This is a genomic window from Nocardioides sp. S5 (assembly GCF_017310035.1).
Lineage (GTDB): Bacteria > Actinomycetota > Actinomycetes > Propionibacteriales > Nocardioidaceae > Nocardioides.
Window position 1 is genome coordinate 1,064,896 of the sequence record NZ_CP022296.1, and the last position, 16,755, is coordinate 1,081,650.

Here is a 16,755-nt window from a genome sequence, read left to right on the forward strand (position 1 = left end):
GCGCACCGGGCCCTCCTGTCGATCAGCGACGGGTCACTGCTGTCGGTAGGGCACTCCGTCGGCCGCCGGCGGGCGGGAGCGTCCCACCAGGCCCGCCACCGCGAAGATGGTGACGAGGTAGGGGAGCATCAGCATGAACTGGCTCGGAACCGGCGAGCCGATCGCGGAGAGCACGCCCTGCAGGTTGGACGCGAAGCCGAAGAGCAGTGCCGCCAGGGTGGCGCGGATCGGGTCCCACTTGCCGAAGATGACCGCGGCGAGGGCGATGAAGCCCGCGCCGCCGGTCATCTCGCGGTTGAAGCCCGCGACCGAGACCAGGCTGAAGTAGGCGCCGCCCATGCCTGCGATGGCGCCGGCGAGCAGGATCGTGCGGTAGCGGGTGCGGTTGACCTTGATCCCGACGGTGTCCGCGGCCTTCGGGTGCTCGCCGACCGCGCGGACCCGCAGGCCCCAGCGGGTGCGGTAGAGGGCGTACGCGACGAGCGCGACGACCACGTAGAGCACGTAGACGAGCGGGGTCTGGCGGAACAGGATCGGGCCGATCAGCGGGATCTCGCCCAGGATCGGGATGGGCATCGCGCTGAATCGGTCCGGGGAGTTGAGCGTGTCGGCGTTGGGCGCGAGGACCTGGCGGAACAGGAAGTTCGTCAGACCGACGACGAGCACGTTGAGCACCACGCCGACGATGACCTGGTCGACGAAGTAGGTGATCGCGAACAGGCCCAGGATCAGCGCGATCAGGGCGCCGGCCACCATGGCGGAGACCAGGCCCGCCCACGGCGAACCGGTGAGCGAGGCGGTGACGGCCGCCGCGAACGCACCGAAGAGCAGCTGGCCCTCGATCGCGATGTTGACCACGCCGGCGCGCTCGCCGAGCACACCGCCCAGCGCACCGAAGACGAGCGGGATGGCGAGCGCCACGGCGCCGCCGAGCAGGCTCACCACGCGGATGCGCTCGTCGGCCGCGGCCCAGCTGAGGAAGCCGGTCATCCACGCGACGGCGAAGCCGATCGGGATCCAGATCGGCTGCCGCGCGTGCGCCAGCATGCGGCGTACGGCCTCGGCGGTGAGTGCCAGGCACAGCACCACCATCACCCACGCCGTGGGGCCCGAGGGAACCACGATGTCGGGCAGCGTGACGAAGTCGGTGCCGGCTGCCAGCTGGAAGGTGGTGTCACCGGAGGGGCTGGAGCGCAGCAGGATGACGCCGAGCAGCGCCGTCAGCACACCGAAGATGATCGGCAGCTTCTTGGCGCCGATGCCCTTGGTGGGGGTCACCGCGGCGTCGGGAGCCAGCCCACCGGTGTCGGGGGTGGGGGTGGTCACGGTGCTCACTTGGCCTCCTGGGCGGGGAGCCGGAAGATCGCGCGCACCAGGGGAGGAGCGGCGAGGAAGAGGACGATCAGCGACTGGACCACCAGCACGAGGTCGACGGAGATGCTCTCCGAGGCCTGCATGGTGAAACCGCCCGCCTTGAGCGCGCCGAACAGCATGCCGGCGGCCAGGATGCCCAGCGGCCGGGACCTACCGAGCAGCGCGACGGTGATGGCGTCGAAGCCGATCGAGGCGTCGAGGTCGAGCGAGACGCCGCTGGTCACGGTGCCGAGCACCTGGTTGGCACCGGCCAGGCCGAGCAGCGAGCCCGCGATCATCATCACGATCGTGTAGGTCATGCCGACGTTGATGCCGGAGGCCCGGGCGGCGTGGGGATTCTCGCCGACCGCGCGGATGCGGTAGCCGAGGGTGGAGCGGTTGAGCAGCCACCACGCGACGCCGACCGCGACCAGCGCGATCACGAAGCCGAGGTGGAGGTTGAACTGCTCGCCGAGCACCTTCGGGAGCGTGGCGCTGTCCTTCATCGGCGGCGACTTCGGGTTGACCGAGCCGGGCGTCTTGAGGAGCCAGTCCTTGGTGAGGGCGTAGAAGAGCAGGTAGTAGGCGACGTAGTTGAGCATGATCGTGACGATCACCTCGTGCGCACCGGTGCGGGCCTTGAGCAGGCCGGCGATCCCACCCCACAGCGCGCCGGCGACCACGGCGACGATGAGCGCGAGCGGGAGGTGCACGATCGTCGGCAGGTCGAACTGGAACCCGACGTAGCCGGCCGCGCCACCGGCGAGGAGCATCTGGCCACGGCCACCGATGTTGAACAGGGACGCGCGGAAGGCCAGGCCGACGCCGAGGCCACCGAGGATCAGCGGGCCGGCGAACTTCAGGGTCTCGGTGAGCGGGCGCCACTGCTGGGCCGGCTCGGTGAGGAGGTAGTTGAAGACCGAGCCGCGGAACATCGCGCTGTAGGCGCCGGAGATGGCGTCCCACAGGGCGGTGAAGAAGTCGGAGGGGCGGGCGGTGATGTAGCTCGCGGTCTCGCGCACGCCCTCGTCGGTCGCGGCGATCATCACCGAGCCGACGAAGACGGCGAGGAACACCGCGAGCACGCCGGCCAGGGCGTCGCCGGACACGATCTCGCGCAGCAGCGAGCGCGAGCGCTCCTCCCGCTGGCGGTCCTCGGGGGCCGGCTCGGTCAGGGTCTGGCCGGTGGTGTCCTCCGGCTGGGGCTCCGGCTGGCCCGGCTGGGGCTTGTCGGTGTCGTTCACGAGGCCACGTCCTTCAGGTCCTTCGGGCGTTCGCCGGTCATCATCAGGCCGAGGGTCTCGCGGGGCGTGTCGGCCGGCACGACGCCGACGACCCTGCCGCGGTAGAGCACCATGATGCGGTCGGCAAGTGCGACCACCTCGTCGAGCTCGGTGGAGACCACCAGGACGGGGATGCCGCTGTCGCGCGTGGCGACGATCTGCTTGTGGATGAACTCGATCGAGCCCACGTCGACGCCGCGGGTGGGCTGGGCCGCGACGAGCAGGCGCAGGTCGCGCGAGAGCTCGCGGGCCACGACGACCTTCTGCTGGTTGCCGCCGGAGAGGTTGCCGGCCAGCGAGTCGATGTCGCGCGCACGGACGTCGTACTCCTTGAGCTTCTTCTGCGCGAACTCGCGCAGCGCGCCCAGGCGCAGGTTGCCGTTCTTGGCGAAGGGCGACTTGAAGCTGCGGTTGAGCATGAGGTTCTCGGCGATGGTGAAGGTGGGCACCAGGCCGTCGACCTGGCGGTCCTCGGGGATGAACCCGACGCCGGCGTCGAGGATCCGGCGCGTCGAGCGCCCGACCAGCTCCACGCCGTCGAGGGTGATCGACCCGCTGACGTCGTCCTGGAGGCCCAGCAGTGCCTCGGTGAGCTCGGTCTGGCCGTTGCCCTGCACGCCGGCCACGCAGAGGACCTCGCCGGCCCGGATGGTGAAGCTGAGGCCGTCGACCTGCTTGTGCCCGGCGAGGTCGGTGACGCGCAGGTCCTTCACGACGAGGGCGTCGGCGCCGAGGGTCGGGGCGTCCTTGTGCACGACCAGCTCGACCGGGCGACCGACCATCATCGAGGCGAGCTCGGCGTTGCTGGCGGTCGGCTCGGCCTCGCCGACGACCCTGCCGAGGCGGATGACGGTGATCCGGTCGGCGACCGCGCGGACCTCGCGCAGCTTGTGGGTGATGAAGACGATCGCCTTGCCGGCCTCCTTGAGCTGGCGCATGATCTCCATCAGCTCGTCGGTCTCCTGCGGGGTGAGCACCGCGGTCGGCTCGTCGAAGACGAGGAGCTCGGCGTCGCGGGACAGGGCCTTGATGATCTCCACGCGCTGCTGCACGCCGACCGGGAGGTCCTCGACGAGGGCATCGGGGTCGACGTGGAAGCCGAAGCGCTCGGAGATCTCGGTGACGCGGGCGCGGGAGGCGTCGAGGTCGAGGGTGCCGGCGAAACCGGTGCTCTCGTTGCCGAGCATCACGTTCTCGGCGACGGAGAAGACGGGGATGAGCATGAAGTGCTGGTGGACCATGCCGATGCCGGCGGCCATCGCGTCGCCCGGCCCGGTGAAGTGCTGGACCTCGCCGTCGAGCTCGATCTCGCCCTCGTCGGCCTTGTAGAGGCCGTAGAGCACGTTCATCAGGGTCGACTTGCCGGCTCCGTTCTCGCCGAGCAGGCAGTGGACCTCTCCGGGCTCGACCGTCAGGGAGATCGAGTCGTTGGCCACCATGCTGCCGAAGCGTTTGGTGATGCCTCGCAGGACGAGTCTCATGGCATCGCATCCTAGGGGTCGCAAGGGTCCGCAGGTCTGGACCGGGGTCGTGGTACGGCCTGCCTGGTGGGGCGGTCGCGTACGGCCGCGCGGGAGCGCGCGGGAAGGGTAACTGTGGGGGCTCCGGAGGCACTGCCCCGAGATGTGCCAAAGGTCCGTCGGCCGGTCTGGCAACTGCCTCCCGGCACACGAGGGGGAGGCCGACGAGACCGTCGACCTCCCCCGCGTGGTGGAGCGTGCTGGCGATCAGCCCAGGTAGGACTCGACCGTGATGGAGCCGTCGATGATGCCGGCCTTCACCTCGTCCAGCTTGTCGGCCAGGCCGGGGTCGACCTTGTCCTCGAAGTTGTGGAACGGCGCGATGCCGACCCCGTCGTTCTCGAGGGTGCCGATGTAGGGCGAGAAGTCGAACTCGTCGTTGCCCGCGGCCAGGACGGCCTCGTAGGTCGAGACCTTCATGCCCTTGAGGATCGAGGTCATGACGTAGTCCTGGGTGGACGGGTCGGTCTCGTAGAGGTCGGCGTCGACGCCGATCATCGCGATGTCGTCACCGGAGTCCTGGATGGCCGTGATGGCGCCCTGGTAGATCGGGCCACCGACCGGCAGGATCACGTCGACGTCCTGGTCGAGGATCTGCTTGGCGGTGCTGGTCGCGGCCTCGTTGGCCTCGAAGCCACCGGTGAACGAGCCGTTCTCGCCGTCCCAGCCGACGACCTCGACGTCCTTGCCGTTCTCCTCGGCGTAGTACTCGGCGCCCTGCTTGAAGCCGTCCATGAAGATCGTCACGGTCGGGAAGGGCATGCCGCCGTAGGTGCCGACCTTGCCGGTCTTGGTGTAGTCGGCAGCGGCGTAGCCGGCGAGGAACGCAGCCTCGGCGGTGTTGTAGAGCAGCGGCTTGATGTTCTCGACGTCGGCCTCGCCGTCGAAGGTCGCACCGTCGTCGCCACCGTCGGCCGAGTCGTCGATGAGGACGTACTCGATGTCCGGGTTGGCCGTGGCCGACTCCTTGGTCGCCGAGGCGAGGGCGAAGCCGACGGTCACGATGACGTCGCAGCCCTGGCCGACCAGGCTCTCGAGGTTCGGGCCGAAGTCGTTCTCGCTGTTCGACTCGACGTCGATCAGGTCGACGCCCAGCTCGTCGGCGGCCTGCTTGGCGCCTTCGTAGCCCAGCTGGTTGAACGACTTGTCGTCGAAACCGCCGGCGTCGGAGACGATGCACGGCTGGAAGTCGCTGGCAGCGGCCTCGCTCCCGCTGTCGTTGGTGTCTTCCTCGGGCGCGTCGCCGCACGCAGCAAGGCTCGCGGCTGCGAGCAGCGCCACGAGACCGTGCGCGACGACCTTCCTCGACTTCTTCACAAATGCCTCCAGGTTCATGCACCCCGGGATGGGGTCAGCTTTCCGAGGGAATGATGCCTGCCGCTGTGCCACCCGTCACGCGGAACGCCACTTCTGGTATCAGGTTGAGACATAAAACGTTGGCGCCCTCTTTCGGCAAACCCTGCCAAAACCCACTCGGCCCGCCATAGGCCATAGTGGCCGCGTGGATCAGAAGGACTGGGACGAGCTGAAGGCTGCCGCCGTCGAGGTGATGGGACGCGCCTATGCTCCCTACTCCCGCTACCCCGTGGGCGCCGCCGCGCTGGCCGACGACGGCAGGCGCGTGGTGGGCTGCAACGTGGAGAACGCGGCGTACGGCGTCGTGCTGTGCGCGGAGTGCGGACTCGTGTCCCAGCTCCACGCCACCGGCGGCGGTCGGCTGACGCACTTCGTGTGTGTCGACGGTGCCGGCGAGGTGATCATGCCCTGCGGCCGCTGCCGCCAGCTGCTCTTCGAGCACGGTGGGCCGGACCTGCTGGTCTGGACCGTCTCCGGCGTCAAGCCCATGTCCGAGGTGCTGCCCGACGCCTTCGGTCCCGACGACCTCACCAAGAACGAAGGAACCCGCTGATGCCCGCACACGACGCCGTCGAGGTGATCCTCGCCAAGCGCGACAAGCACGAGCTCAGCGACAGCCAGATCGACTGGGTCATCGACGCCTACACCCGCGGCGAGGTCGCCGACGAGCAGATGTCGGCGCTCGCGATGGCGATCCTGCTCAACGGGATGAACCGCACCGAGATCGCGCGCTGGACCGCCGCGATGATCGCCTCGGGGGAGCGGATGGACTTCTCCACGCTCTCGCGTCCGACCGCCGACAAGCACTCCACCGGCGGGGTCGGCGACAAGATCACCCTCCCGCTGGCGCCGCTCGTGGCGGCCTGCGGCGTGGCCGTGCCCCAGCTGTCCGGCCGCGGCCTGGGCCACACCGGTGGCACCCTCGACAAGCTCGAGTCCGTCCCCGGCTGGCGTGCCGCGCTGAGCAACGACGAGATGTTCTCGATCCTCGAGGACGTCGGCGCGGTCATCTGCGCCGCCGGCGACGGCCTTGCCCCGGCGGACAAGAAGCTCTACGCCCTGCGTGACGTGACCGGCACCGTCGAGGCGATCCCGCTGATCGCGAGCTCGATCATGAGCAAGAAGATCGCCGAGGGCACCGGCGCGCTGGTGCTCGACGTCAAGGTCGGCAGCGGTGCCTTCATGAAGGACTTCACGACGGCGCGCGAGCTCGCCGAGACGATGGTGGCGCTCGGCACGGACGCCGGCGTGCACACCGTCGCGCTCCTCACCGACATGGCCACCCCGCTCGGCCTGACCGCCGGCAACGCCGTGGAGGTGCAGGAGTCGGTCGACGTGCTGGCCGGGGGCGGCCCCGCCGACGTCGTCGAGCTCACGCTCGCCCTGGCCCGCGAGATGCTCGCCGGCGCCGGGCGCGACGACGTCGACCCGGCCGACAAGCTGGCCGACGGCTCGGCCATGGACGCCTGGAAGGCGATGATCCGCGCCCAGGGCGGTGACCCCGACGCCGCGCTCCCGCAGGCGAAGGAGTCGCACGTCGTCGTCGCGCCGGCCACCGGCACCCTCACCCGCCTCGACGCGATGGCGGTCGGGCTGGCCGCGTGGCGTCTCGGCGCCGGACGCGCCCGCAAGGAGGACCCGGTGCAGGCCGGTGCCGGCGTGGTCTGGCACGCGCGCCCCGGCGACGGGGTCACCGAGGGCCAGCCGTTGTTCACGCTGCTCACCGACGAGCCGGAGCGCTTCGACCGCGCGCTCGCCTCGCTCGACGGTGGCTACGACATCGGCGACGGTGCCGGCTTCGCCGCCGGTCCGATCGTGCTCGACCGGATCAGCTGACCTTCCCGGCCCAAGCTGGAGCCTCACCCCCGAAGCTTCGGGGTGGAGGCTCCAGTTTCCCCGGGTACCCGGGGAACGCGACTCAGGCGAGCAGCAGCACCACGTGCTGGGCGACGCAGGCGGGCTTGTCCTGGCCCTCGATCTCGACCGTGTGCTCGACGATCAGCTGCTTGCCCGCGGGCAGGTCGCGCACCTCGCCGAAGCGCACGTGCGAGCGGAGCCGGCTGTCGACCGGCACCGGGGCGGGGAAGCGCACCTTCTCCAGTCCGTAGTTGAGGCGCGCCCCGGGCGTCTCGAGGCTGAAGACCTGCGAGGCGAAGTGGGGGAGCAGGCTCAGGGTGAGGAAGCCGTGCGCGATCGTGGTCCCGAAGGGTCCGGCCGCAGCCGCCTCGGCGTCCACGTGGATCCACTGGTGGTCGAGGGTGGCGTCGGCGAAGGCGTCGATCCGGGCCTGGTCGACCGTGAGCCACTCGCTGGTGCCGATCTCGGAGCCTGCGGCGGCGGCGACGTCGTCGAGCGTGGTGAAGGTGCGCATGGCCTCACCCTAGGACGCTGCCGGTCGGCTGGTTGGATGGGCACGTGAACGACGTGACCGAGACCCCGACCTCCACCGCTGTCCCTGCCCGCCCGACCCGCGAGCAGGTCCACGCCGCACCCAAGGTGCTGCTGCACGACCACCTCGACGGTGGGCTGCGCCCGCAGACCATCGTGGAGCTCGCCGCGGAGATCGGCCACGAGCTGCCGGCCGCCGACGCGGAGTCGCTGGGGCAGTGGTTCGCGGAGTCGGCCGACTCGGGGTCGCTGGTGCGCTACCTCGAGACCTTCGACCACACCGTCGCGGTCATGCAGAACGGTCCGGCCATCGCCCGCGTCGCCCGCGAGTGCGTCGAGGACCTCGCCGCCGACGGCGTCGTCTACGCCGAGGTGCGCTACGCGCCCGAGCAGCACGTCGCCAACGGCATGACGCTCGACGAGGTGGTCGCCGCCGTGCAGGAGGGCTTCGACGCCGGCATGGCCGCCGCGGGCGGCAGGATCGTCGTACGCCAGCTGCTGACCGCGATGCGTCACCAGGCCCGCTCGATGGAGATCGCCGAGCTCGCCATCGCCTGGCGCGACCGCGGGGTCGCGGGCTTCGACATCGCGGGCGCCGAGGCGGGCTTCCCGCCCACCCGCCACCTCGACGCCTTCGAGTACCTCCAGCGCGAGAACGCGCACTTCACCATCCACGCCGGCGAGGCCTTCGGGCTGCCGTCGATCTGGGAGGCGATCCAGTGGTGCGGCGCCGACCGGCTCGGTCACGGCGTCCGCATCGCCGACGACATCACCGTCGCCGACGACGGCTCGGTCGAGCTGGGCCGGCTCGCGGCCTACGTCCGCGACAAGCGGATCCCGCTGGAGATGTGCCCGAGCTCCAACCTCCAGACCGGCGCCGCCTCCTCCTTCGCCGAGCACCCGATCGGGCTGCTCACCGACCTGCGCTTCCGCGTGACGGTCAACACCGACAACCGGTTGATGAGCCAGACGTCGATGACGAAGGAGATGTTCGGCCTGGTCGAGGCCTTCGGCTACACGCTGGAGGACCTGCGGTGGTTCACCATCAACGCGATGAAGTCGGCCTTCCTGCCCTTCGACGAGCGCCTGAAGATCATCGACGAGGTCGTCAAGCCGGGCTACGCCGCGCTCATCGCGGGCTGACGACCAGCCACGGCCGGTCCCAGCCGGCGAGGGCGAGGTCGCCGCGCTCCCAGCGTCCGGACGCCACGGCGGTGACGAGCCCGGACGCGGGCTCGTAGGTCTCGGCACCGTCCGCCCCGGTCCCGGTCACCAGCACGACGTGGCGGGGCAGCAGCCGGTCGCCGACGTAGACCGCGACCGGCCGCAGCGGGGTCGCGGCGGCCAGGTGCGGCCACACGCGCCGCCCGAGGCGTACGGGCCGGGTCGCGTAGGGCACCCCGGTGACCAGGCCGAGCTCGCGCGCCACCGCCCACGGCGGGGTGCCGAGCGCGCGGGGCCACGGCACCTGCCAGCCGCCCGCGGTGTCCGCCAGCGAGGTGAGCCGGCGGTGCAGGGTGCTCACCTCGTGCGCGAAGCTCGCCTGGTCGCCCACGAGGCCGGCGTAGTGGGGGAGCGCCAGCCGGCGTGCCATCACCAGGGCGGCCGCGCCGCAGGAGCGGCGGTCGGGCTGCTGGAGCCTCACGCGGACCCTGAGTCGGAGCGGGAGTCGGAGCGGGACCCGGAGCGGGAGTCGGAGCGTGCCTGCGCGCTCGCGGTCAGCTCGGCGTACGCCTGGTCGCCGGTGGCGCGGCGGCAGCCCTGCCCGAGGGCGTGGGCGACCACGCGGCGCTGGTCGCGGGCGAGGGCGTAGCCACGGCGCACGAGCATCAGAGGAGGCTTGCGGTGCTCACGCAGGTCGCGGCTCAGCCGGCGCCAGAAGGTGACGAGGGGGTGCTGGGTGATGCAGTAGGCCGCCGCCAGCAGGCCCTCCTCGCGGCACGCGGCCACGACGTCGGGGGCGAAGATGCCCTCCGCGACGAAGCGCGTGCTCCCGAGCAGGTCCACCGTGCGCGACCCGCAGCGACCGTTCTGCGCGATCTCGTAGATCGGCACCTCGCTGCGCCCGGTGGCGCAGAGCTCGCGCAGCGCGGCCATCGCGTCGGCCTCGTGCCAGGAGTCGGGGTGGTCCCAGTCGACGAGCCCGGCGTTGGCGCCGTGGTCGATGCGCGGCAGGGTCGGGTCGTCGCCGTCCTTGTAGAAGTCGTCGAGCCGCAGGACCGGGAGTCCGAGCCGCTCGGCGAGCCGGGACTTCCCGGCGCCGCTGGGGCCGGCCAGGACGACCACCTGGGCTGTGCTCATCGTTACGAACTCATTTCCTCGTTCGGCCACGGACGATCGGGCTGGAGATTAGTCTCGCCCAGACCCCCGATTGACGTTCTTGTGGGAGGACCTCATGAGTCAGGACGACTCGACCGCGCCCGAAAGCGTGGACAACTCCGGAGCCGCCGTACGCCGCTCCGGCAACCCCTTCGTGCTGGGCGGACTCGCGCTCGTGCTCGTGCTCGCCTTCATCACATTCTTCGCCATGCGCGGCAACAGCGACACCCCCGGGGGCGCCGACTGCGTCTCCGAGCAGGTGACGCTGACCACCGCGCCGGTGATGGAGGACCTGGTCCGCGAGGCAGTGAAGGACGTCAACGCCGACGAGCCCTGCATCGACATCCAGGTCTCCACCGGCTCGGTGAAGGACGTGGTGGCGCTGCTCAGCGACCCCGACGCCCAGCTGCCCGAGATCTGGATCCCGGACAGCCCGACCTGGAAGGGCCAGCTCACGGCCGCCGGATGGACCGGCTCGCCGGTCGCCGAGGTGCTCGCCCAGACCCCCGTCGGCCTCATCGGCGGCCCGGCAGCCGAGGCGCCCGCGTCGTGGGCCGGTGTCCTCGACGGCGGCAGCCTGGCGATGGCCGACCCGAGCGCGGAGGGCGCCTCGGCGCTCGCGCTGCTCGCCCCCTACGCGGAGATGAAGAAGACCGGCGAGACCGCCGCGACCATCGAGGAGAAGACCGTCCCGGTCGCCCAGACCTACGGCGAGCGCGCCGTGGCCGGCAGCGCCAACGAGACCGACCTCTCCACGATCTCCGCCTCCAGCACCCAGCTGGTGCCCGCCACCGAGCAGGCCTACCTCACGGCCCGCCGCAGCAACGACCAGCTCACCCTGGTGGCCCCGAAGACCGGTGTGCCGATGCTGCAGTACCCGCTGATCGACGTGAACCGCGGCAACAAGGACATCCTGGCCTCCGGCGGCGACATCTCGGCCCGCGTCGGCCGTGCGCTGACGCGCTGGTTCACCTCGAGCGCCGGCGTGGAGGCGATCGCCGCCGCCGAGCTGCGCGGCCCCGACGGCGCCTCGCTGCCCAACGACATCGGCCTCGGCAACGCCCGGGTGCTCAACACGGTGCCGCAGAAGACCACCGACGACGCGCTGCGCCAGTGGCGCGTGCTGTCGGTGCCCTCGAGCATCCTCGCGGTCGTCGACCTGTCGGGCTCGATGAAGACCGCCATCGGTGACACCACCCGCATCCAGCTGGCCGTCACCGCCTCCCAGGTCGCGCTCGACGCGTTCCCGGCCCAGGCCCGCATCGGCATCTGGGGCTTCTCGAAGAACCGCGGTGAGGGCGGTGCGTCCTACGAGGAGTACGCCACCCTCGACCGGCTCGACGCGCCTGCCGGTGACGCCGGCACGCACGGCGACGTGGTGCGCAAGGTGGCGGGCGGCCTCCCCGGCCGCGTCAACGGCGGCACCGGTGTCATGGACACCACGCTGGCGGCCTACAAGTACGCCCAGGAGAAGTGGGACCCGGCGTGGTTCAACTCCGTGGTGATCATGACCGACGGCGCCAGCGACGACTCGAGCTCGCTGTCCCTGGAGTCGCTGGTCAACCAGCTGAAGTCGGTCCGCGACCCCGCGAAGCCGGTCAAGGTGATCATCATCGGCATCTCGCAGGACGCCGACACCGGTGAGCTCGAGCAGATCGCCGCGGCGACCGGCGGGCAGAACTTCCTGGTCGAGAACCCCAACGAGATCCTCGGGGTGCTGGCCCAGGCGCTGCTCAACCGCTGATCGACCCGCACGCACGACGACGGCCCCCGGAGGATTTCCGGGGGCCGTCGTCGTTGCCTGTGCGGTGCTCGGGGGAGGTGTCAGACCCCGATCGGGTGCCAGACCGTCTTGGTCTCCATGAACCGGGTCATCCGGTCCAGGGCCGGCTCCAGGAGCCAGTCGGTGTCGGGGGCGGGACGGCGTACGCGCTTGAGGTTGTCGGCCGCGGCCACCTCGAGGTCGGTCGCCAGCGCGGCGTCCTCGACGCCGGTCAGGTCGAGGCCGTTGACGTCCATGTGCGAGGCCAGCCACGGGGCGATCTCGGCCTGCGAGCCGGTGAGCACGTTGACCACGCCGCCGGGCAGGTCGCTGGTCGCCATGACCTCGCCGAGCGTGATCGCGGTGAGCGGGTTGTCCTGGCTGGCGATCACCACGACGGTGTTGCCGGTGACGATGAGCGGCGCCACCACGCTGACCAGGCCCAGGAGGGCGCCCCGGGGGGCGACGACGGCGATCACGCCGCTCGGCTCGGGCGTGGACAGGTTGAAGAACGGTCCGGCGACCGGGTTGGCGTTGCCCACCACCTGGGTGATCTTGTCGGCCCACCCGGCGTACCAGACGAGCCGGTCGATCGCGGCGTCGACGTAGGTCCTGGCCTTGGTCGCGGAGACGCCCTCGGCCGCGCGGAGCTCGGCCTCGAACTGCTCGCGGCGGCCCTCCAGCACCTCGGCGATGCGGTAGACGACCTGCGCCCGGTTGTACGCCGTCCTCCCCGACCAGCCACCGAAGGCCGCGCGGGCGGCCACGACTGCGTCGCGGGCGTCCTTGCGCGAGGCCTGCGCGGCGTTGGCGAGCAGGCGGCCCTTGGTGTCGTTGACGACGTAGGAGCGGCCCGACTCCGAGCGGGGGAACTGGCCCCCGATGTAGAGCTTGTAGGTCTTGCGCACGTCGATGCGGCTCACGAGTCCGCTCCCTTCAGGTAGGCCTCGAGCCCGTGGCGACCGCCCTCGCGGCCGTAGCCGGACTCCTTGTAGCCGCCGAACGGCGAGGTGGGGTCGAACTTGTTGAACGTGTTGGCCCAGACCACGCCGGCCCGCAGCCGGTTGGCCATGGACAGGATGCGCGAGCCCTTGTCGGTCCACACGCCGGCGGAGAGGCCGAACGGCGTGTTGTTGGCCTTCTCGACCGCCTCCGACGGCGTGCGGAAGGTCAGCACCGACAGGACGGGGCCGAAGATCTCCTCGCGGGCGATCCGGTGGGCCTGCGAGACGCCGGTGAACAGCGTCGGCGGGAACCAGAACCCCTTCGTCGGCAGGTCGCACGCGACCTCCCAGCGCTCGGCGCCCTCGGCGTCGCCGACCTCGGACAGCTCGCGGATGCGCTTGAGCTGCTCGCCGGAGTTGATGGCGCCGACGTCGGTGTTCTTGTCGAGCGGGTCGCCCATCCGGAGCGTGGACATCCGGCGCTTGAGGCGCTCCAGCACCTCGTCGGCCACGGACTCCTGGACGAGCAGGCGGGAGCCGGCGCAGCAGACGTGGCCCTGGTTGAAGAAGATGCCGTTGACGATGCCCTCGATCGCCTGGTCGAGCGGCGCGTCGTCGAAGACGATGTTGGCGGCCTTGCCACCGAGCTCGAGGGTCACCTTCTTGTCGGTCCCGGCCACCGCGCGGGCGATGGCCTTGCCGACCTCGGTCGAGCCGGTGAAGGCGACCTTGTCGACGTCCGGGTGCGACACGATCGCACGGCCGGTGTCGCCGGCGCCGGTGACGATGTTGACCACACCGGGCGGGAGGTCGGCCTGCTGGCAGATCTCCGCGAAGAGCAGCGCGGTCAGCGGGGTGGTCTCGGCCGGCTTCAGCACGACGGTGTTGCCGCACGCCAGCGCGGGGGCGATCTTCCACGCCAGCATCAGCAGCGGGAAGTTCCACGGGATGACCTGGCCGGCCACGCCGAGCGGGGTCGAGCCGTAGCCGGAGTGCTCGAGCTTGTCGGCCCAGCCGGCGTAGTAGAAGAAGTGGGCGGCGACCACGGGGATGTCGACGTCGCGCGACTCCTTGATCGGCTTGCCGTTGTCGATCGACTCCAGGACGGCGAGCTCGCGGCCGCGCTCCTGGATGATCCGGGCGATGCGGTAGAGGTACTTGGCGCGCTCGGCGCCCGACATGCGCGACCAGACGCGGGTGTAGGCGCGGCGGGCGGCCTTGACGGCCTCGTCGACGTCGGCGTCGTCGGCCTCGGCGACCTCGGCGAGGACCTCCTCGGTCGCGGGGTTGACGGTCTTGAACGCCTTGCCGTGGCCGTCGACGAACTCGCCGTTGATGAACAGGCCGTAGGACGGCTTGATGTCGACGACGGCGCGCGACTCGGGTGCGGGGGCGTACTCGAAGATGTTGCTCATGTGGCTCAGGCCTCAGTCCAGCGTGAAGTAGTCGGGACCGGAGTAGCGACCGGTCGTCATCTTGGTGCGCTGCATCAGCAGGTCGTTGAGCAGCGTGGACGCACCGAAGCGGAACCAGTCGGGATCGAGCCAGTCGGGACCGGCGATCTCGTTGACCATCACGAGGTACTTGATGGCGTCCTTCGTGGTCTTGATGCCGCCGGCGGGCTTGACGCCGACCATCTGCCCGGTCTGGTCGCGGAAGTCGCGGACCGCCTCGAGCATGATGAGGGTGACCGGGAGGGTCGCGGCGGGCTGGACCTTGCCGGTGGAGGTCTTGATGAAGTGGCCTCCGGCCATCATCGCGAGCCAGCTGGCGCGACGTACGTTGTCGTAGGTCTGCAGCTCGCCGGTCTCGAAGATCACCTTGAGGTGCGCGCTCGACCCGTCAGGCCTGGCACAGGCCTCCTTGACCTGGACGATCTCCTCGTAGACGTCGAGGTAGCGCCCCGACAGGAACGCGCCACGGTCGATGACCATGTCGATCTCGTCGGCGCCGGCCTCGACCGCGTCACGGGTGTCGGCGAGCTTGATGTCCATCGCGGCGCGGCCGCTCGGGAAGGCGGTCGCGACGGCTGCGACGTGCACGCCGCTGTCGCCGAGCGTCTGCTTCGCCGTGGCGACCATGTCGGGGTAGACGCAGACGGCGGCGGTGGCCGGGCAGGTCGGGTCGGCCGGGTCGGGGCGCATCGCCTTGGAGGCGAGCGCGCGGACCTTGCCGTGGGTGTCCTGGCCCTCGAGCGTGGTCAGGTCGACCATCCGGATGGCCAGGTCGATGGCGAAGGCCTTCGACGTGGTCTTGATGGACCGGGTGGCCAGGCCTGCGGCGCGGGCCTCGCACCCGACCTGGTCGACCCCGGGGAGGCCGTGGAGGAAGCGGCGGAGCGAGGACTCCGAGCGCACGACGTCGTCGAGGACGCCGGCGCTCGAGGCGGTGCTCGCCGTGGAGCTGGAAGTGGGTGTCACCGACCCAGCATAGAGTTGGCCGCGAGGACCCGGACAATCCACGGAGGGCCAAGGTCTGCCCAAAAGGACGAGGAGAACATGGCACCCCTGCAGGACCACTCGGACGACGTCGTGGAGCGGTTCCACCCCACCAGCGGACAGGTGACCGGGTGGCTCGCGGTGGTGGGTTCCGCGGTCGTCGCGCTGGTCGGCCTGGCCTACCTCGACGACGGCTTCCCGCCCTGGGTCGTGGGGCTCGCGCTGCTGGTCGGGGTGCTGGCGTGGGCGGCGATGCTGCGGCCGGCGCTCTGGGCCACCGGTGAGCACCTGGTCATGCGCAACCTGGTGGAGACGGTCCACATCCGCCTGGCCGCGGTCGAGGAGATGGCGGTGCGCCAGGTGCTGGCTGTGCGCGCGGGCGACCGCCGCTGGGTGTCGACCGTGGTGGGTCGCTCGTGGCGCAAGGCCGTCACGGCCCGGCCGTCCGCGTCGGGCGAGGCACGCGAGGGCATGGCCTACGCCGACTTCGTCGAGACCCGCCTCTACGACCTCGTCGACCAGGCCCGTGCCGCCGAGGGGGTCCGGCCCGGCTCGAAGGAGCAGCTGGCGCTGCCCGACGCCGTACGCCGTACGCCGGACCGGCTGCCCATCGCGCTCATCGCGGCAGCGACCCTGGTGCTGGTGGTCAGCATCTTCCTCTGACCCGGTCTCGGGGCTCGCTCCGCCCGGCACCTCAACCGACGAGGGCTGCGAAGCGCGCCTCGAGCCCGTCGAGGATGAGCGCGAGGCCGTACTCGAACTCGTCGCCGTAGGCGTAGTCCTGGCCCGTGATCCGCTGCGCGACGAGCTCGCTCATCCAGGGGCGGTCGGCGAGGGAGGCGGCGATCTCCTCGATGAACTCGTCGGCCGTGCCGGGCTCGAAAGGCAGGTTCACCTCGGTGAGCACGAAGCCGTAGGTGTAGGCGTCGAGCACCGAGAAGGCGTGCGCGGCGAGGGCCACCGGGAAGCCGTCGGTGCGCAGGCAGCCGAGCACCGCGTCGTGGTGGCGCAGGGTCGCCGGGCCGGCGGAGCGGCGGGACTCGACGAGTCCCAGGCCCCACGGATGGGCCGCGAGGACGGTGCGGGCCGAGCGCGCCCGTGCCTCCATCTCGCTGCGCCACGGCACACCGAGCGACGGGGTCAGGATCTGCGCGAAGACCCAGTCGGCGAGCCCGTCGAGGAGCGCGTCCTTGTTGGCGACGTGGTGGTAGAGCGACATGGCCTCGACGCCGAGCTCGCGTCCGACGCTGCGCATGCTCACCCCGGCCAGGCCGGTGGCGTCGGCGACGCGGCTGGCGGCGTTGATCACGCGCGCGGGGGTGAGCGGTGGTCTGGACACGATGCTCCTCGTTTGTGGGACTTACGGGCGTAAGGCTACTCTCTCCGGCAACA

Annotated in this window: 16 protein-coding genes; 5 read left to right on the plus strand and 11 right to left on the minus strand. The window is 70.9% G+C overall.

Annotated features, from left to right (window positions below; genetic code table 11):
- Positions 1-33: 33 nt before the first annotated feature.
- From CFI00_RS05260 to CFI00_RS05275, 4 genes are all read right to left on the minus strand, one after another.
- Positions 34-1,335 carry an ABC transporter permease gene (locus CFI00_RS05260; protein ID WP_242532690.1) on the minus strand — a complete coding sequence of 434 codons (1,302 nt, stop codon included), beginning with the start codon at positions 1,333-1,335 and terminating at the stop codon, positions 34-36.
- The gene (locus tag CFI00_RS05265) at positions 1,332-2,597 is read right to left on the minus strand and encodes an ABC transporter permease (RefSeq protein ID WP_242532691.1); all 1,266 of its coding nucleotides are present in this window, start codon (positions 2,595-2,597) and stop codon (positions 1,332-1,334) included. Before CFI00_RS05265 ends, CFI00_RS05260 begins: the two co-directional genes overlap by 4 nt.
- The gene (locus CFI00_RS05270) at positions 2,594-4,117 is read right to left on the minus strand and encodes an ABC transporter ATP-binding protein (RefSeq protein WP_207084215.1); all 1,524 of its coding nucleotides are present in this window, start codon (positions 4,115-4,117) and stop codon (positions 2,594-2,596) included. The genes CFI00_RS05265 and CFI00_RS05270 overlap by 4 nt, the downstream gene beginning before the upstream one ends.
- Positions 4,118-4,363: 246 nt before the next feature.
- The gene (locus CFI00_RS05275) at positions 4,364-5,491 is read right to left on the minus strand and encodes a BMP family ABC transporter substrate-binding protein (RefSeq protein ID WP_207084216.1); all 1,128 of its coding nucleotides are present in this window, start codon (positions 5,489-5,491) and stop codon (positions 4,364-4,366) included.
- A gap of 166 nt (positions 5,492-5,657) precedes the next feature.
- On the opposite strand from CFI00_RS05275, the gene CFI00_RS05280 reads away from it, so the two are divergent.
- Together CFI00_RS05280 and CFI00_RS05285 are read left to right on the plus strand one after the other, a co-directional pair.
- Positions 5,658-6,065, plus strand: coding sequence for a cytidine deaminase (locus CFI00_RS05280; RefSeq protein ID WP_207084217.1), 408 nt, complete (start codon positions 5,658-5,660; stop codon positions 6,063-6,065).
- Positions 6,065-7,348, plus strand: a complete 1,284-nt coding sequence (locus CFI00_RS05285; RefSeq protein ID WP_207084218.1) for a thymidine phosphorylase — start codon at positions 6,065-6,067, stop codon at positions 7,346-7,348. The genes CFI00_RS05280 and CFI00_RS05285 overlap by 1 nt, the downstream gene beginning before the upstream one ends.
- An 82-nt stretch (positions 7,349-7,430) precedes the next feature.
- Here the strand turns inward: CFI00_RS05285 and CFI00_RS05290 are convergent, their stop codons facing one another.
- Positions 7,431-7,883: a MaoC family dehydratase gene (locus tag CFI00_RS05290; protein WP_207084219.1), complete on the minus strand. Its 453-nt coding sequence runs from the start codon at positions 7,881-7,883 to the stop codon at positions 7,431-7,433.
- Between the two features lie 53 nt (positions 7,884-7,936).
- Between CFI00_RS05290 and CFI00_RS05295 the strand changes: the two genes are divergently transcribed.
- Positions 7,937-9,043: an adenosine deaminase gene (locus CFI00_RS05295; RefSeq protein WP_207085383.1), complete on the plus strand. Its 1,107-nt coding sequence runs from the start codon at positions 7,937-7,939 to the stop codon at positions 9,041-9,043.
- Here the strand turns inward: CFI00_RS05295 and CFI00_RS05300 are convergent.
- Positions 9,030-9,545 carry a hypothetical protein gene (locus CFI00_RS05300; protein WP_207084220.1) on the minus strand — a complete coding sequence of 172 codons (516 nt, stop codon included), beginning with the start codon at positions 9,543-9,545 and terminating at the stop codon, positions 9,030-9,032. The genes CFI00_RS05295 and CFI00_RS05300 overlap by 14 nt on opposite strands.
- Positions 9,542-10,201 (minus strand): ATP-binding protein, encoded by a 660-nt coding sequence (locus tag CFI00_RS05305; RefSeq protein ID WP_242532692.1) that lies wholly within the window; start codon positions 10,199-10,201, stop codon positions 9,542-9,544. Before CFI00_RS05305 ends, CFI00_RS05300 begins: the two co-directional genes overlap by 4 nt.
- 94 nt (positions 10,202-10,295) lie before the next feature.
- Between CFI00_RS05305 and CFI00_RS05310 the strand changes: the two genes are divergently transcribed.
- A complete protein-coding gene (locus tag CFI00_RS05310; protein WP_207084221.1) occupies positions 10,296-11,963 on the plus strand; it encodes a substrate-binding domain-containing protein in 1,668 nt (555 codons plus the stop codon).
- A gap of 80 nt (positions 11,964-12,043) precedes the next feature.
- On the opposite strand, the gene CFI00_RS05315 is transcribed toward CFI00_RS05310, so the two are convergent.
- From CFI00_RS05315 to deoC, 3 genes are read right to left on the minus strand one after another with little or no spacing between them, the layout of a single operon-like run.
- Positions 12,044-12,904 carry an aldehyde dehydrogenase family protein gene (locus CFI00_RS05315; protein ID WP_207084222.1) on the minus strand — a complete coding sequence of 287 codons (861 nt, stop codon included), beginning with the start codon at positions 12,902-12,904 and terminating at the stop codon, positions 12,044-12,046.
- Positions 12,901-14,340, minus strand: coding sequence for an aldehyde dehydrogenase family protein (locus CFI00_RS05320; protein ID WP_207084223.1), 1,440 nt, complete (start codon positions 14,338-14,340; stop codon positions 12,901-12,903). The genes CFI00_RS05315 and CFI00_RS05320 overlap by 4 nt, the downstream gene beginning before the upstream one ends.
- A gap of 12 nt (positions 14,341-14,352) precedes the next feature.
- Complete coding sequence (deoC, locus tag CFI00_RS05325) at positions 14,353-15,345, minus strand: deoxyribose-phosphate aldolase (protein WP_207084224.1); 993 nt, start codon at positions 15,343-15,345, stop codon at positions 14,353-14,355.
- Between the two features lie 78 nt (positions 15,346-15,423).
- Between deoC and CFI00_RS05330 the strand changes: the two genes are divergently transcribed.
- On the plus strand, positions 15,424-16,026 hold the full coding sequence (locus tag CFI00_RS05330) for a hypothetical protein (protein ID WP_207084225.1): 603 nt from the start codon (positions 15,424-15,426) through the stop codon (positions 16,024-16,026).
- Between the two features lie 31 nt (positions 16,027-16,057).
- Here the strand turns inward: CFI00_RS05330 and CFI00_RS05335 are convergent, their stop codons facing one another.
- Positions 16,058-16,702, minus strand: coding sequence for a TetR/AcrR family transcriptional regulator (locus CFI00_RS05335; protein ID WP_242532693.1), 645 nt, complete (start codon positions 16,700-16,702; stop codon positions 16,058-16,060).
- Positions 16,703-16,755 lie beyond the last annotated feature (53 nt).

Excerpts from the sequence above, each read along its gene's own strand:
- CFI00_RS05320 (WP_207084223.1), bottom strand. The coding sequence starts at position 14,340 with ATGAGCAACATCTTCGAGTACGCCCCCGCACCCGAGTCGCGCGCCGTC.
- CFI00_RS05290 (WP_207084219.1), bottom strand. The coding sequence starts at position 7,883 with ATGCGCACCTTCACCACGCTCGACGACGTCGCCGCCGCCGCAGGCTCC.
- CFI00_RS05275 (WP_207084216.1), bottom strand. The coding sequence starts at position 5,491 with ATGAACCTGGAGGCATTTGTGAAGAAGTCGAGGAAGGTCGTCGCGCAC.
- CFI00_RS05310 (WP_207084221.1), top strand. The coding sequence starts at position 10,296 with ATGAGTCAGGACGACTCGACCGCGCCCGAAAGCGTGGACAACTCCGGA.
- CFI00_RS05330 (WP_207084225.1), top strand. The coding sequence starts at position 15,424 with ATGGCACCCCTGCAGGACCACTCGGACGACGTCGTGGAGCGGTTCCAC.
- CFI00_RS05285 (WP_207084218.1), top strand. The coding sequence starts at position 6,065 with ATGCCCGCACACGACGCCGTCGAGGTGATCCTCGCCAAGCGCGACAAG.
- CFI00_RS05270 (WP_207084215.1), bottom strand. The coding sequence starts at position 4,117 with ATGAGACTCGTCCTGCGAGGCATCACCAAACGCTTCGGCAGCATGGTG.
- CFI00_RS05305 (WP_242532692.1), bottom strand. The coding sequence starts at position 10,201 with ATGAGCACAGCCCAGGTGGTCGTCCTGGCCGGCCCCAGCGGCGCCGGG.